Origin of the sequence: Streptosporangium sp. CA-115845, from assembly GCF_050943795.1 — a bacterium.
Taxonomy (GTDB): domain Bacteria; phylum Actinomycetota; class Actinomycetes; order Streptosporangiales; family Streptosporangiaceae; genus Streptosporangium.
Genome location: NZ_CP191988.1, coordinates 8541545 through 8554574, shown reverse-complemented (window position 1 = coordinate 8554574; position 13030 = coordinate 8541545). Strand labels below are relative to the sequence as shown.

General features: G+C 68.2%; 9 protein-coding genes and 1 pseudogene. 7 read left to right on the top strand and 3 right to left on the bottom strand.

Annotated features, from left to right (window positions below):
* Nucleotides 1-476: 476 nt before the first annotated feature.
* Nucleotides 477-2759, bottom strand: coding sequence for a glycoside hydrolase family 95 protein (locus ACQP0P_RS40670; protein ID WP_433366382.1), 2283 nt, complete (start codon nt 2757-2759; stop codon nt 477-479).
* A 465-nt stretch (nt 2760-3224) separates the two neighbouring features.
* Between ACQP0P_RS40670 and ACQP0P_RS40665 the strand changes: the two genes are divergently transcribed.
* From ACQP0P_RS40665 to ACQP0P_RS40645, 5 genes are all read left to right on the top strand, one after another.
* Nucleotides 3225-4070, top strand: coding sequence for a fumarylacetoacetate hydrolase family protein (locus tag ACQP0P_RS40665; RefSeq protein ID WP_433366379.1), 846 nt, complete (start codon nt 3225-3227; stop codon nt 4068-4070).
* Entirely contained in the window at nt 4067-5374 is a 1308-nt protein-coding gene (locus ACQP0P_RS40660) for an L-fuconate dehydratase (protein WP_433366377.1), read from the top strand. Before ACQP0P_RS40665 ends, ACQP0P_RS40660 begins: the two co-directional genes overlap by 4 nt.
* Complete coding sequence (locus ACQP0P_RS40655; RefSeq protein ID WP_433366374.1) at nt 5367-6113, top strand: SDR family NAD(P)-dependent oxidoreductase; 747 nt, start codon at nt 5367-5369, stop codon at nt 6111-6113. The genes ACQP0P_RS40660 and ACQP0P_RS40655 overlap by 8 nt, the downstream gene beginning before the upstream one ends.
* 89 nt (nt 6114-6202) lie before the next feature.
* Nucleotides 6203-7261: a sugar ABC transporter substrate-binding protein gene (locus ACQP0P_RS40650; protein ID WP_433366371.1), complete on the top strand. Its 1059-nt coding sequence runs from the start codon at nt 6203-6205 to the stop codon at nt 7259-7261.
* Nucleotides 7261-8757, top strand: coding sequence for a sugar ABC transporter ATP-binding protein (locus tag ACQP0P_RS40645; RefSeq protein ID WP_433366368.1), 1497 nt, complete (start codon nt 7261-7263; stop codon nt 8755-8757). The genes ACQP0P_RS40650 and ACQP0P_RS40645 overlap by 1 nt, the downstream gene beginning before the upstream one ends.
* A gap of 33 nt (nt 8758-8790) precedes the next feature.
* Here ACQP0P_RS40645 and ACQP0P_RS40640 read toward each other — a convergent pair.
* Nucleotides 8791-9585: pseudogene (locus ACQP0P_RS40640) on the bottom strand (RNA-guided endonuclease InsQ/TnpB family protein); the annotation flags it as partial.
* 119 nt (nt 9586-9704) lie between these two features.
* On the opposite strand from ACQP0P_RS40640, the gene ACQP0P_RS40635 reads away from it, so the two are divergent.
* Nucleotides 9705-10718 carry an ABC transporter permease gene (locus ACQP0P_RS40635; RefSeq protein WP_433366365.1) on the top strand — a complete coding sequence of 338 codons (1014 nt, stop codon included), beginning with the start codon at nt 9705-9707 and terminating at the stop codon, nt 10716-10718.
* Between the two features lie 155 nt (nt 10719-10873).
* Nucleotides 10874-11803, top strand: coding sequence for an aldo/keto reductase (locus ACQP0P_RS40630; RefSeq protein ID WP_433366362.1), 930 nt, complete (start codon nt 10874-10876; stop codon nt 11801-11803).
* Between the two features lie 231 nt (nt 11804-12034).
* Here ACQP0P_RS40630 and ACQP0P_RS40625 read toward each other — a convergent pair whose 3' ends face one another.
* The gene (locus tag ACQP0P_RS40625; protein WP_433366359.1) at nt 12035-12520 is read right to left on the bottom strand and encodes a hypothetical protein; all 486 of its coding nucleotides are present in this window, start codon (nt 12518-12520) and stop codon (nt 12035-12037) included.
* Between the last annotated feature and the right edge of the window lie 510 nt (nt 12521-13030).

Below are 13030 nucleotides of genomic sequence, written 5' to 3'. Positions count from 1 at the left end.
CGGTCCTCCTGGGTGAACCGGGTCGGCGTGCCCGTGACGCGGCTCGTTGTCGGTGCGGCCTGCGAGTGTGGTCGGCGACATGCTCCCCCGTTCGCGCGGAACGTTCCTCGCGGGACGTCCGTCACGGACGGGACCTCTCTCCCAGGGGGCACGCCGTCCTGACAAGTGGTCGATCTAACGCTTGGTTGGGCTGCTTTCTGAAACGTGTTCTATTACGTGGCGGATGTCCCGTCAAGTCGGGAGCCGCCGGACCACGGTCGCCCGGAACCCTACCTCGTGAGGCCCGGGAGGCGAGTGCTTCCCGGGCTTCAAGGGGATCGGGGGCGACTCCGCACGGGAACCGGCGACGGATCCCGTGCGGGTCAGAACGCGATATCGCGCCAGGTGCCGACCTCGGCGGCGGTCAGTGCCCTCGGCAGGACGGCCATGCGGTGCGGCCCCCGGTCGCGGTGACGGTGACCTTGACCGGGATCGACTCACCGCTCGTTGACGATCGTGTAGGACCTGCCCGCCTTGGCGTCGACGGTGATGACGTCACCGTCGCGGCGCGGGTCGATCGTCCTGCCACGCTCGTCCTCGACGCGGTAGCGGCCACCGATCATGGCGGCCCGGACCTTGAGGGGGCCGGACCTGCCGGCGTGCACGGTGACCCGGTCGGCGTTGCCGTCCTTCCAGGAGGCGTCCACGGTCACGTCACCGCGGGCCCGCAGACCGGTCACCGAGCCGGTGGGCCAGGTCGACGGCAGCGCGGGCAGCACGTGGACGGTGTCGTGCCGGCTCTGCAGCAGCATCTCGGCCATGCCGGAGGTGGCGCCGAAGTTGCCGTCGATCTGGAACGGCGGGTGGGTGTCCCACAGGTTGTCCAGCGTGGAGCCCTTGAGTTGCTCGCCGAGCATCCTGTGCGCGTGGTCGCCGTCCAGCAGGCGCGCCCAGAAGTTGATCTTCCATGCCTTGCTCCAGCCGGTGCCGCCGTCGCCCCGCGCGGTGAGTGAGACCTTGGCCGCCTCGGATTCGGGCGTCCCGGCCGTTATCTGCCGTCCGGGGTGCAGCGCGAACAGGTGGGAGACGTGCCGGTGGGTGTTGCCCCGGTCGTCCAGGTCCTCCTTCCACTCCTGGAGCTGTCCCCAGGAACCGATCCGGATGCCCGGGTCGAGCTTGGCCAGCGCGGCCGTCACCTCGGACTGGAAGGCCCTGTCGGTCTTCAGTTCCTTCGCCGCCTCCAGGGTGTTGGTCAGCAGGTCGAAGACGATCTGCTGGGACATCGAGGCACCCGCGGTGAAGTCGCCCTGCTCGGGGGAGTAGCTGGGGGAGACCACGAGAGCGCCGTCACGCGGGTCGGTGTAGAGGGTGTCCAGCCAGAACTCGGCCGCGCCCTTCATCACCGGGTACGCGGTCTTGCGCAGGTATCCGGTGTCGCCGCTGAAGCGGTAGTGGTCGTACATCTGCTGGGTCAACCACGCCGCCGCGTCCGGGAACCAGAACGCGGTGGCCCAGTTGTGCACGCCGGTGAAGCCGAACGGGTTGGTCTCGTTGTGCACCACCCAGCCGCGCGCCCCGAACATCTCCCGCGCGGTCTTCGCGCCGGGGGCGACCATCGACTGGATGTAGCGGTCGTACGGTTCGGTCGTCTCGGCGAGGTTGGTCTGCTCGGCGAGCCAGTAGTTCATCTGCAGGTTGATGTTGACGTGGTAGTCGGCCGACCAGGGGGGGGTGGTCGAGTTGTTCCACACGCCCTGCAGGTTGGCCGGGAGCGACCCCTTCCTGGAGGAGGCGATCAGCAGGTAGCGGCCGTAGGCGAAGAACATCGCCTCCAGCGCCCGGTCGTCGGCCGAGGCGCCGCCGGTGTACGCCGCGCGGAGCCTGTCGGTCGGGACGGCCGGGGCCCGCTGGCCGAGGTCGAGCCTGACCCGGTCGAACAGCTTCCGGTAGTCGGCCAGGTGGTCGGACCTGAGCTTTTCGTACGACTTCCCGGCGGCCTTGTCGACCGCCGAGGTGACCCTGGCGTGCGGGTCGGCGCCCCGGTAGGTGGGGTAGGTGCCGGCGTAGTCGGTGCCCGCGGACAGCACGAACACCGCGCTGTCGGCGCCCGCGACGGTGATCCGGTCGGTGCCGTCGGTGCGGGAGCCGCCCTGGGTGATCACCTGGACCTGTGACTCGAACCTCATGCCGTTGTCGGCGAGCACACCCCGGACCGTCAGGCGTCCCTTCGAGACCGAGACCTGCCGGTCGGAGCGGGGGGAGGAGGTACGCAGGGTGAAGGAGACCCGGCCCTTCTCGTTGGCGGAGATCCGGCCGACGATGACGTTGCCGGGGTGGCTGGCGAAGTACTCGCGGGAGTAGGTCACGCCATCCGCGGTGTAGCCGACCCTGGCGACCGCGTCGCGCAGGCTCAGCTCCCGGCGGTAGCCGGTGGTGGCCCCGGGGGTCTCGGGCATGTCCAGCCAGAGGTCGCCGAAGGTCTGGTAGGCGCCGAACCCCCTCTTGGGCTGGCCGAGCTTGGCCGCCACCGCCGTGGGGGAGAGCTTGCCGACGCGGTCGATCTCCGCCCTGACCTCGGCGATCGCGTTCGGCCTGGGGGAGGTCCAGTTGCCGAAGTCGTAGCCGTTGGAACCGGGCCCGCCGGTCCACAGGGACTTCTCGTTGAACTGGATCTGCTCGCCGCCGACGCCGCCGAACACCATGGCGCCCAGCGCGCCGTTGCCGATCGGCAGCGCCCGGGTCTCCCAGTCGGTGGCGGGCTTGTCGTACCAGAGCGTCAAGTCATCGGGTGTATCTGCTTGTGTCATGTTCACTGACAGCTCCGCATTCGCCGGACTGAGTCCGTATAGCCCGGTAGTGAGGGTGAGGGTGGCGAGGAGAACTATGGCGAGGCGTCGTCGTGGGGGCGATGCAACGAATTCCTCCGATCACACGGCGGGACTGTTTCTAGGAGATAGCACCGAAACTCCGCCGCAACAAGCCTCATCCTCCGATGTTTGTTCCGAGTTGATCACTCACACCCTCGTCGCCGAAAGCCGCGCCGTAGACGATCTTTGCTCCTGTCTGCCGGGGGAAGTCCGATGACTGAAGGCTGAAATTGAGCCATGATCCGATATAACCCCTGCCGGGTGGGATTTCTCCTCGATAACGGATCGGATGTATCGGGGGCGAGGGGTTGACATCGAGGTTCAGTGTCGTTCAGCATCACGGAACAAGACATCCGATGTATCAACGAAGGGTGCGGTGTGAAGCTGCTGCGAGTAGGACCCGTCGGCCATGAGCGGCCGGCCGTCCTGGACGGGGCCGGTAACCTCCGCGAAATCTCCGAAGCCGAGATCGACGGGGCTTTCCTCGCCTCCGGGGGAGTGGCGCGCGTCCGGGAGGCGCTGGAGCGGGACGAACTGCCCGTGCTGGACGCCGAGGGACTGCGGATCGGCGCCCCGATCGCCAGGCCGGGCAAGATCGTGTGCATCGGGCTCAACTACCGCGACCACGCGGAGGAGACGAACACCCCGCCCCCGGCGGAACCGATCGTCTTCATGAAGGCAGCCAACACGATCGTCGGTCCCAACGACGAGGTGCTCATCCCCAGGGACAGCGTGAAGACCGACTGGGAGGTCGAGCTGGCGGTCGTCATCGGCGAGACGGCCCGCTACGTCGAGACGGACGAGGAGGCGCTGTCCAAGATCGCGGGCTACACCATCTCCAACGACGTCTCCGAGCGCGAGTTCCAGCTGGAGCGCGGCGGCCAGTGGGACAAGGGCAAGTCCTGCGAGACCTTCAACCCGCTCGGTCCCTGGCTGGTCACCTCCGACGAGATCCCCGACCCGCAGGCCCTGGGCCTGCGCCTGTCGGTGGACGGCGTGCGGCGCCAGGGAGGCGACACCAAGAACATGGTCTTCACCGTGGCGGAGATCGTCCGCTACCTCAGCCGGTTCATGGTCCTCGAACCCGGTGACCTCATCAACACCGGCACCCCCGCCGGCGTCGCGCTCGGCCTGCCCGGCACCCCGTACCTGCGAGCGGGGCAGGTCATGGAACTGGAGATCGACGGCCTCGGCACCCAGCGACAGACGGTGGGACAGGCATGAGCGAGGGGGTGGGCGCGTACCACATCACCTCGATGGAGACCCATGACATCCGCTTCCCCACCTCGCTGGAGCTCGACGGCTCCGACGCGATGAACCCCGACCCCGACTACTCGGCCGCCTACCTGGTGCTGAGGACCGACGACGGGTTCGAGGGCCACGGCTTCGCCTTCACCATCGGACGCGGCAACGAGGTGCAGACCTCCGCGATCAGGGCGCTGGAGCCGTACGTGCTCGGCAGGGACGTCGAGGACATGGGCGCGCTCTGGAAGGAGATGGTCCACGACTCCCAGCTGCGCTGGCTCGGCCCGGAGAAGGGCGTCATGCACATGGCGATCTCCGCCGTGGTCAACGCGCTCTGGGACCTGAAGGCCAAGCGGGCGGGCAGGCCGCTCTGGCTGCTGCTGGCCGAGATGTCCCCCGAGGAGCTCGTCGAACTGGTCGACTTCCGCTACCTCACCGACGCGCTCACCCCGCGGGAGGCGCTGGAGATCCTGCGCGCCGCCGAGCCCGGCAGGCGCGAGCGCATCGCCCACCTGCGCGAGCACGGCTACCCGGCCTACACGACCTCACCGGGCTGGCTCGGCTACGGCGACGACAAGCTGCGCCGCCTGTGCAAGGAGGCGATGGACGAGGGCTTCACCCAGATCAAGCTGAAGGTCGGCGCCGACCTGGAGGACGACCGGCGGCGGATGCGCATCGCCCGCGACACCTGCGGCGACGACTTCCCCATCGCGATCGACGCCAACCAGCGCTGGGACGTCGATTCCGCCATCGCCTGGGTGAACGCCCTCGCGGAGTTCCGCCCGCACTGGGTGGAGGAGCCGACCAGCCCCGACGACGTGCTCGGCCACGCCGCCATCGCCAGGGGCATCGCGCCCATCCCGGTCGCCACCGGCGAGCACGTCCAGAACCGCATGGTCTTCAAGCAGCTCCTGCAGGCCGACGCGATCTCCTACCTGCAGATCGACGCGGCCCGCGTCGCGGGGGTGAACGAGAACATCGCGATCCTGCTGCTCGCCGCCAGGTTCGGCGTCCCGGTCTGCCCGCACGCGGGCGGGGTCGGCCTGTGCGAGCTGGTGCAGCACCTGTCGATGTTCGACTACGTCGCGGTCAGCGGCTCGATGGAGAACCGGGTGATCGAGTATGTCGACCATCTGCACGAGCACTTCGTCGACCCCGTGGTGATCGAGAACGGTGCCTACGTCGCGCCGAGCCTGCCCGGTTTCGGTGCGGCCATGCACGTCGCGTCGATCACCGACCACACCTACCCCGACGGCCCGGTATGGAGGTCCCTCAATGGGTGAGTTCGACGGCCTGCGCGCTCTGGTCACCGGTGGCGGTTCCGGCATCGGCCTGGCCGCCGCCACCCTGCTGGCCGAGCGGGGCGCGCGGGTGGCCTGTCTGGACATCAACGCCTCCGGTGGTCCGTTCGTCGAGGTCAAGGCGGATGTCACCGACGAGGAGGCGGTTCGCGCGGGCGTCTCCGGGGCCGTCGAGCGGCTCGGCGGCCTGGACATCCTCCTCAACAACGCCGGGATCGGCGCCGCAGGGACGATCGAGGACAACTCCTACGAGGAGTGGTCGAAGGTTCTGGACGTCAACGTGCTGGGCATCGTCCGGGTCACCCGGGCGGCCCTGCCGCACCTGCGCCGCTCGGCGCACGCCGCGATCGTCAACACCTGCTCGATCGCGGCGACGGCGGGACTGCCCCAGCGGGCGCTCTACAGCGCGTCCAAGGGGGCCGTCCAGTCACTGACCCTGGCGATGGCCGCCGACCACGTCCACGAGGGGATCCGCGTCAACTGCGTCAACCCGGGCACCGCCGACACTCCCTGGGTGCGGCGCCTGCTCGACGCGGCGCGGGATCCGGCGGCCGAGCTGGCGGCACTGGAAGGCCGCCAGCCGATGGGCCGCCTGGTGAGCGCCCCCGAGGTCGCCGCGGCGATCGCCTACCTCGCGAGCCCGCTCGCGGCGTCCACCACCGGTACGGTCCTGGCCGTGGACGGTGGAATGCACGGGCTCAGGCTCCGGCCCAAACCCTGACCCGGCCGGGGCAGGTCACGACGGATCCGGATGAGACAGCGCTCCACAGAGAACTCACCCCCCACACGGCTTTGAATCGAGGCAAAAGTATGAAAATCGGACCCGCGGCGACAGGCGCGGCACTGCTCACGCTCGCCGTCACCCTCTCCGCGTGCGGATCGCCGGAGGCCACCGGTACCGGCGCGGCCCAGCCCGCCGGTGCGGCCGGTGCCAAGGGCGGCAAGGTCGGGATCGACTTCCCCCGCGCGGACTCCGACTTCTGGAACTCGTTCAACAAGTACGTCCCGCAGATGGCGACCGAGGTGGGCGTCGACCTGATGCCGCCGACCAACTCGCAGAACGACGTGGCCAAGCTGGTGGCCAACACCCAGGCCCTGTCGGGACAGGGCGCCAAGGTGATCGTCATGGCCCCGCAGGACACCGGCGCGATCGCCTCCACGCTGCAGACCCTGGAGGGCAAGAACATCCCCGTCGTCACCGTGGACACCCGCCCGGACAAGGGCAAGGTCTACATGGTGGTACGGGCCGACAACAAGGCGTACGGCACGAAGGCCTGCGAGTTCCTCGGCGAGAAGCTCGGCGGCAAGGGCAAGGTCGTCCAGCTCATGGGCGCGCTCTCGTCGATCAACGGCCGCGACCGGGCCGAGGCGTTCGGCGCCTGCATGAAGGAGAAGTTCCCTCAGATCACGGTCTTCGACGAGCCGACCGAGTGGGAGGGCACCAAGGCCGCCTCGATGCTGCAGACCCGCCTTGAGCAGCACCCGGACATCAAGGGGGTGTACATGCACGCCGGAGGCGTCCACCTGGCCCCCACCATCCAGGTGCTCAAGGCCAAGAACCTGATCGTGCCGCCGGAGGACCCCAAGCACGTCTTCGTGATCTCCAACGACGGCATCCCGCAGGAGTTCGAGGCCATCCGCAAGGGCGAGATCGACGCCACGGTCTCCCAGCCGGCCGACCTCTACGCCAGGTACGCGATGTTCTACGCCAAGGCCGCGGCCGAGGGCAAGACCTTCCAGCTCGGCCCCACCGACCACGACAGCACGATCATCCAGCTGCCGAACGGACTTGAGGACCAGCTCCCCGCCCCGCTGGTCACCAAGGAGAACGTGGACGACAAGGCTCTCTGGGGTAACCAGGTCAAGTGATGACATCTTCCGTCAAGGCGGTCGAGGCGCTTGGGATCACCAAGCGCTTCGGCCCCACCACAGCCCTCGACGGCGCCGGGATCGCCATCACCGAGGGGGAGACGCACGCGCTCGTCGGCAGGAACGGCGCGGGCAAGTCCACGCTGGTGTCGATCCTGACCGGCCTGCAGCGTCCGGACGAGGGTGAGGTCCGCTTCGCCGGGCGGCCCGCGCCGCCACCGGCCGACCGGGACGCCTGGTGGCAGCGTGTCGCGTGCGTCTACCAGAAGTCGACGATCATCCCCACGCTCTCCGTCGCGGAGAACCTCTTCCTGAACCGCCAGACCGAGCGGGGCAGGATCAACTGGCGGATCCTGCGAAGGCGGGCCCGGCAGCTCCTGGAGCAGTACGGCGTGGACGTCGACGCCGAGACCATGGCCGGGGATCTCGGCGTCGAGCAGCGCCAGCTGCTGGAGATCGCCAGGGCGCTGTCGTTCGGCGCCCGGTTCATCATCCTGGACGAGCCCACCGCCCAGCTCGACGGCCCCGCCATCCAGCGGCTCTTCGACCGGATGCGCGCCCTGCGGGAGCAGGGCGTCACGATGATGTTCATCTCCCACCATCTTGAGGAGGTGTACGAGATCTGCCAGAGCGTCTCGGTCTTCCGCGACGCCCGGCACATCGTCACCGCCGCGGTCGGCGACCTGCCTCACGACCGGCTCGTCGACGCGATGACCGGCGAGGCCACCGCCGCCTACGAGTACCGCACCCGCACGCCCGGCACCTCGGCCCCCGTGGTGCTCTCGGCGCGGGCGCTCAGTCTCGCCGGCCGCTACCAGAACGTGGACCTGGCCGTCCGCGCGGGCGAGATCGTCGGCCTGGCCGGCTCGGGCAGCAGCGGCAAGGTCGGCCTCGCCGAGACCCTGGTCGGCCTGCACCGGGCGGACACCGGGACGGTGACGGTCAACGGCACGGAGGTCAGGCAGGGCGACGTGCCGTCGGCGCTCCGCGCCGGGCTCGGGTTCGTTCCCCAGGACAGGCACCACCAGGGCTTCGTCCCGCTGCTGTCGATCGCCGAGAACGCGACCATCCCGATCGCCCACAAGCTCGGCCGCTTCGGCGCGGTGTTCCCGGCCCGCCGCCGCGAGCGTGGCGCCCGGATGATCGAACAGCTGGACATCAAGACGACGGGGCCCGACCAGCCGGTGGCCGACCTGTCCGGCGGCAACGCCCAGAAGGTGGTGCTGGCCAGGGCGCTCGCCGACGACCCGCGCGCGCTCGTGGTCATCAACCCGACCGCCGGGGTGGATGTCAAGGCCAAGCACTCCCTCCTGGGTGCGGTGGAGGACGCGGCCGAGAAGGGGGCGGGGGCCGTACTGGTCTCCGACGAACTCGACGACCTGAGGATCTGCGACCGCGTCCTCGTCATGTTCCACGGCAGGATCGTCAAGGACGTGCCGCGCGGCTGGACGGACAACGAGCTGGTGGCGGCGATGGAAGGTATCGACCACTGTTGACGTCCTCCCCTCCCTGGGGGAGGGGAGTCCCACGGTCGCCCGTGAGGGTTCCTGCTTCACCGCCAGTCGCCCGCCAGGAGGAATCCCCCTATGAGGTCTTACACCGGCTCCACAGGCGTTTCACCTCTCCGCCAGCCCGGCGGCGAGGATGTTCTTCGCGGCGTTGACATCACGATCATGGGTCACGCCGCAGGCGCACACCCACTCCCGGACGTTCAGCGGCATGGACCGGGCGATCGTGCCGCACGCCGAGCACAGCTTGGAGGAGGGAAACCAGCGGTCCACGACCAGCAGTCGCCGCCCGTACCAGGCGGCCTTGTACTCCAGCATGATCCGCATCTGACGCCAGGAGGCGTCGGAGATCGCGCGGGCCAGCCGATGGTTTTTCACCAGGGGGCGCGACCACACGATGTCCAGCGGGCCGTCCAGCTTCGCCAGCCTCAGCACGCCGTCGCGGTAGGTGAACGCCGAGCGGGTGTACTCGGCCGAGGACCGGGACTTCTTGCGGGATTTGAACGTCGGGTACCTGGCCCGCTTGGCGAAGAAGTTGACGAACGCCGCCTGCAGGTGGCGCAGGGCCTGTTGCAGCGGGACCGAGGACACCTCGTTCAGGAACGCCAGCTCGTCGGTGCGCTTCCACTCCGTCAGCATCGCCGACGACTCCACATAGGAGAGGCGGCGTCCTTCGAGGGTGTAGGCGCGGCTGCGCTCCTGCAACGCCTGGTTGTAGACCAGGCGGACGCAGCCGAACGTCCGGGCAAGCTCCGCAGCCTGCCCGGGGGTCGGATGGAAGCGGAACTTGAAGGCCCGCTTCACCGTCTGCGCCATGCCTCACATCCTGCACGCTCAGTTAGATATCGCGCAGGCGTTCGACTTTCAAACCTGAGGCCCCAGGCTGCGTTTCTTTCCCGCCCTGAAGGACGGGGTCTCCATGCTGGAGGTATTTGATGACCACGACGAAGACCCCCACTCCCGCGCCGGTCGTCCCACGGGGCCGCCGCATCCGGCTCGGGCGTTTCCGCGACCTCACCCTGGTCCCGGTGATCGTCGTTCTGCTGATCGCCGGTTCCCTGGTGGACCCGATCTTCCTCACCCCGGGCAACCTGACCAACGTGCTCCAGCAGCAGTCCGCCCTGGCGCTGGTGGTGCTCGCCGAGGCGCTGATCCTGATCTCCGGCAAGTTCGACCTCTCGCTGGAGTCCACGGTCGGCATGGCGCCCGCCGTCGGCGTGATGCTGGTCATCCCGGTGGCGGCCGGCGGCTTCGGCCTTGAGCTGCCCGGCATCCTGGCGATCCCGCTCTGCCTGCTGATCGGCGGCCTGGTCGGCGCCTTCAACGGCTTTCTGATCCTGCGCTTCCAGCTGTCGGCCTTCATCGTCACGCTGGCCATGATGATCGTCGTGCACGGTCTCCAGCTGGGTCTCACCCAGGGCAAGAGCCTGTTCGAGCTGCCCGAGTCGTTCCTCTACCTGGGCAGCGCCACCTGGCTCGGCCTGCCGGCGGCCATCTGGATCGTCGGCGCGCTCTTCACCGCGGCCATCGTCACGCTCGGCTACTTCCGGGTCGGCCGCTCGCTCTACGCCATCGGCGGCAACGCCGACGCCGCCCGCGCGGCGGGCGTCAGGGTCGAGCGGGTGGTCTGGGTCGTCTTCGTCATCGGCGGGATCGTCGCCGCGCTGGCCGGCGTGCTGGAGACCGGTCGCCTGGGCGGCATCAGCGCCAACCAGGGCGTCGGCTGGATCTTCATGGCCTTCGCCGCCGCCGTCATCGGCGGCGTCAGCATGGACGGCGGCAAGGGGACGATCCTCGGCGCGCTCACCGGTGTCCTGGTGATCGGCCTCGTCGAGAACATCCTGACCCTGAAGGGCGTCCCCGGCGAGTGGAAACAGCTCGTCTACGGTTCGATCATCCTGGTCGCCCTGATGATCAGCCGCCTGGCGGGCGGCAAGGCCCAGGACTGACGCGCCGCGGTCCCGCTCCTCCGGGCGGGACGCGCGGACGTTCAGCCCGTACGGATGTGGAGCCTGTGCGGATGTGCGAACCCGGATGGATACCTCAGACTGCACGAGAGCCAATCAGTACGAGAAACGTGCAGTCGTACAGAACGGAGCAAGAGGTGCAGGTCAGCAGGTACGGCTTCGGCGCTGCCCCGATCGGGAACCTGTTCTCCGAGGTCGGCGAGGACGTGGCGCGGGCGGCGGTGGACGCGGCCTACGAGGCAGGCATCCGCCTGTTCGACACCGCGCCGCACTACGGGCTCGGCCTGTCGGAGCGGCGGCTCGGCGCCGCCCTGGCGGACCGGCCCCGTGACTCCTACGTCCTGTCCACCAAGGTCGGCCGCCTGCTCGTGCCGGCCGAAGGGTCCTTCGGCCGGGACGAGCAGGGCTTCGACGTCCCCGCCGACCTGCGCCGGGTGTGGGACTTCTCCCGGGACGGGGTCCGGCGCTCGCTGGAGGAGAGCCTGCAGCGGCTCGGCCTGGACGCGGTCGACATCGCCCTGATCCACGATCCGGACGACCATTGGGAGCAGGCGGCCGGTGAGGCGTACCCGGCCCTGGCGGAGCTGCGCGACCAGGGGGTCGTCAAGGCGATCGGGGCCGGCATGAACCAGGCGGAGATGCTCGCCCGGTTCGTCCGCGAGACCGATGTCGACCTGGTCATGCTCGCCGGGCGCTACACCCTCCTCGACCAGTCGGGCGCCGACGAGCTGCTGCCGCTCTGTGCCGGGCGCGGTGTCTCGGTGTTCGCCGCCGGGGTGTTCAACAGCGGCCTGCTGGCCACCCACGACCCGTCCGGCACCTACGACTACGCACCGGCCCCCGGTCCGCTCCTGGAGCGCGCCCGCCGGATCGCCGCCGTCTGCGACCGGCACGACGTCACCCTGCCCCAGGCGGCCCTGGCCTTCCCGCTCCGCCACCCGGCGGTCGCCTCGGTCGTCATCGGCGCCCGCTCCGCCACCGAGGTAACCCGCAACGCGGAACTGACCGCCCAGCCTGTCCCCGAAGCCCTGTGGACCGACCTCACCGCCGAGGGCCTGATTCCCTGAGCCCCCGGGGAAACGCTCGGAATTGGGATTGGACCATGGACAAGCCATGGCCCGGCGAACAAACCAAAACGGCGATGAACCGCCCTCACTGAACTTACCGATCAGGCGGCTCGCCCCTGCCCATCACCGGGAGAAGAAAGGGTTTCGGCGGCAGGGCCTCGACTCCACCTCCACTGTGCCCACCGGACCGCCCAGACGATGGCGTGGTGAGAGGCTTCGACTCTGAGAAGACTACGCCGACGCGAGTTCGGACCCTGCGGCCTCCAGACCTGCGAACTTGGCGCGGATACGCTGCTCGGGGTCTGAGACTTCATTGACACTTCGTATGATGCCGTTGAGGAAGTCCTCAACGGTGGATGCGAGATCTTTGTTTACCTTGCCGCGGGTCCACTGGTCGATGATTCGATCATCCTTGGCCAGCGTGAGCACTGCTTCCCTGCCGCGGAACCTGGCCTCCACGAACTCCCGCATCTCATCTATCGACGCAAAGGTGATCGCGGATACCTCGTCGCTCTCCTCGGTCTCAAGGCACACGTAAGCCCATGCGGAGAGGCCGTGAGAGCTCTCCAGGACCTGGGTGAACAACACCAGACGTCCACTCAGGTGGAAGGTTCCTGTCAGCGGGATCTCGTACTCGTGCCAAACGTCGAGCTCTGTCGCCTCTGGCCTGGGCTGCCAAGGGAATTGTCCACGTTTGATCATTAAGTCCAGATTCATCCGCTTTACCTCCCGTCTTCTCTGCACCCATTGAAGCACTCGACGAAGCTCTTCGTCACTGTGGGGGGCCAGGGGATTTTCTGCACGTTGAGAGGATCTTCCGTTGGCCAGATTACTGAGACATGCTGGCCGACGGCGCCACACTCTGCGCGTATGCGCCCTGGTGTATGGACCACAGCGAACCCTCCGCTTCGGGGCCTACCTGCTGTGGTGCACCTTACTGCGGCCAACTCAAGGTCTCTGGCGTTTATTATTTTTCGTCTATATCGGCTTGCGGCTTCCACGGAGAGTCGGCCGGTCAAGAGAGAGACCTCTCGCTCCATCTCATATCTTGGCTCATCGAAGAAGTGGTCCATGTCAAACGTATGATGAGTAAGTACCACGTCGTCTGATATGCACAGCCAAGGCATTTTGGTTGCTCTGCACGCTTTCGTGCGCACATAGGAGCTATCGGGCTCTCGCATGTCGGCCAAGGTTATAGCCCGAGTTTCGAAGTGTCATGAGATCGCT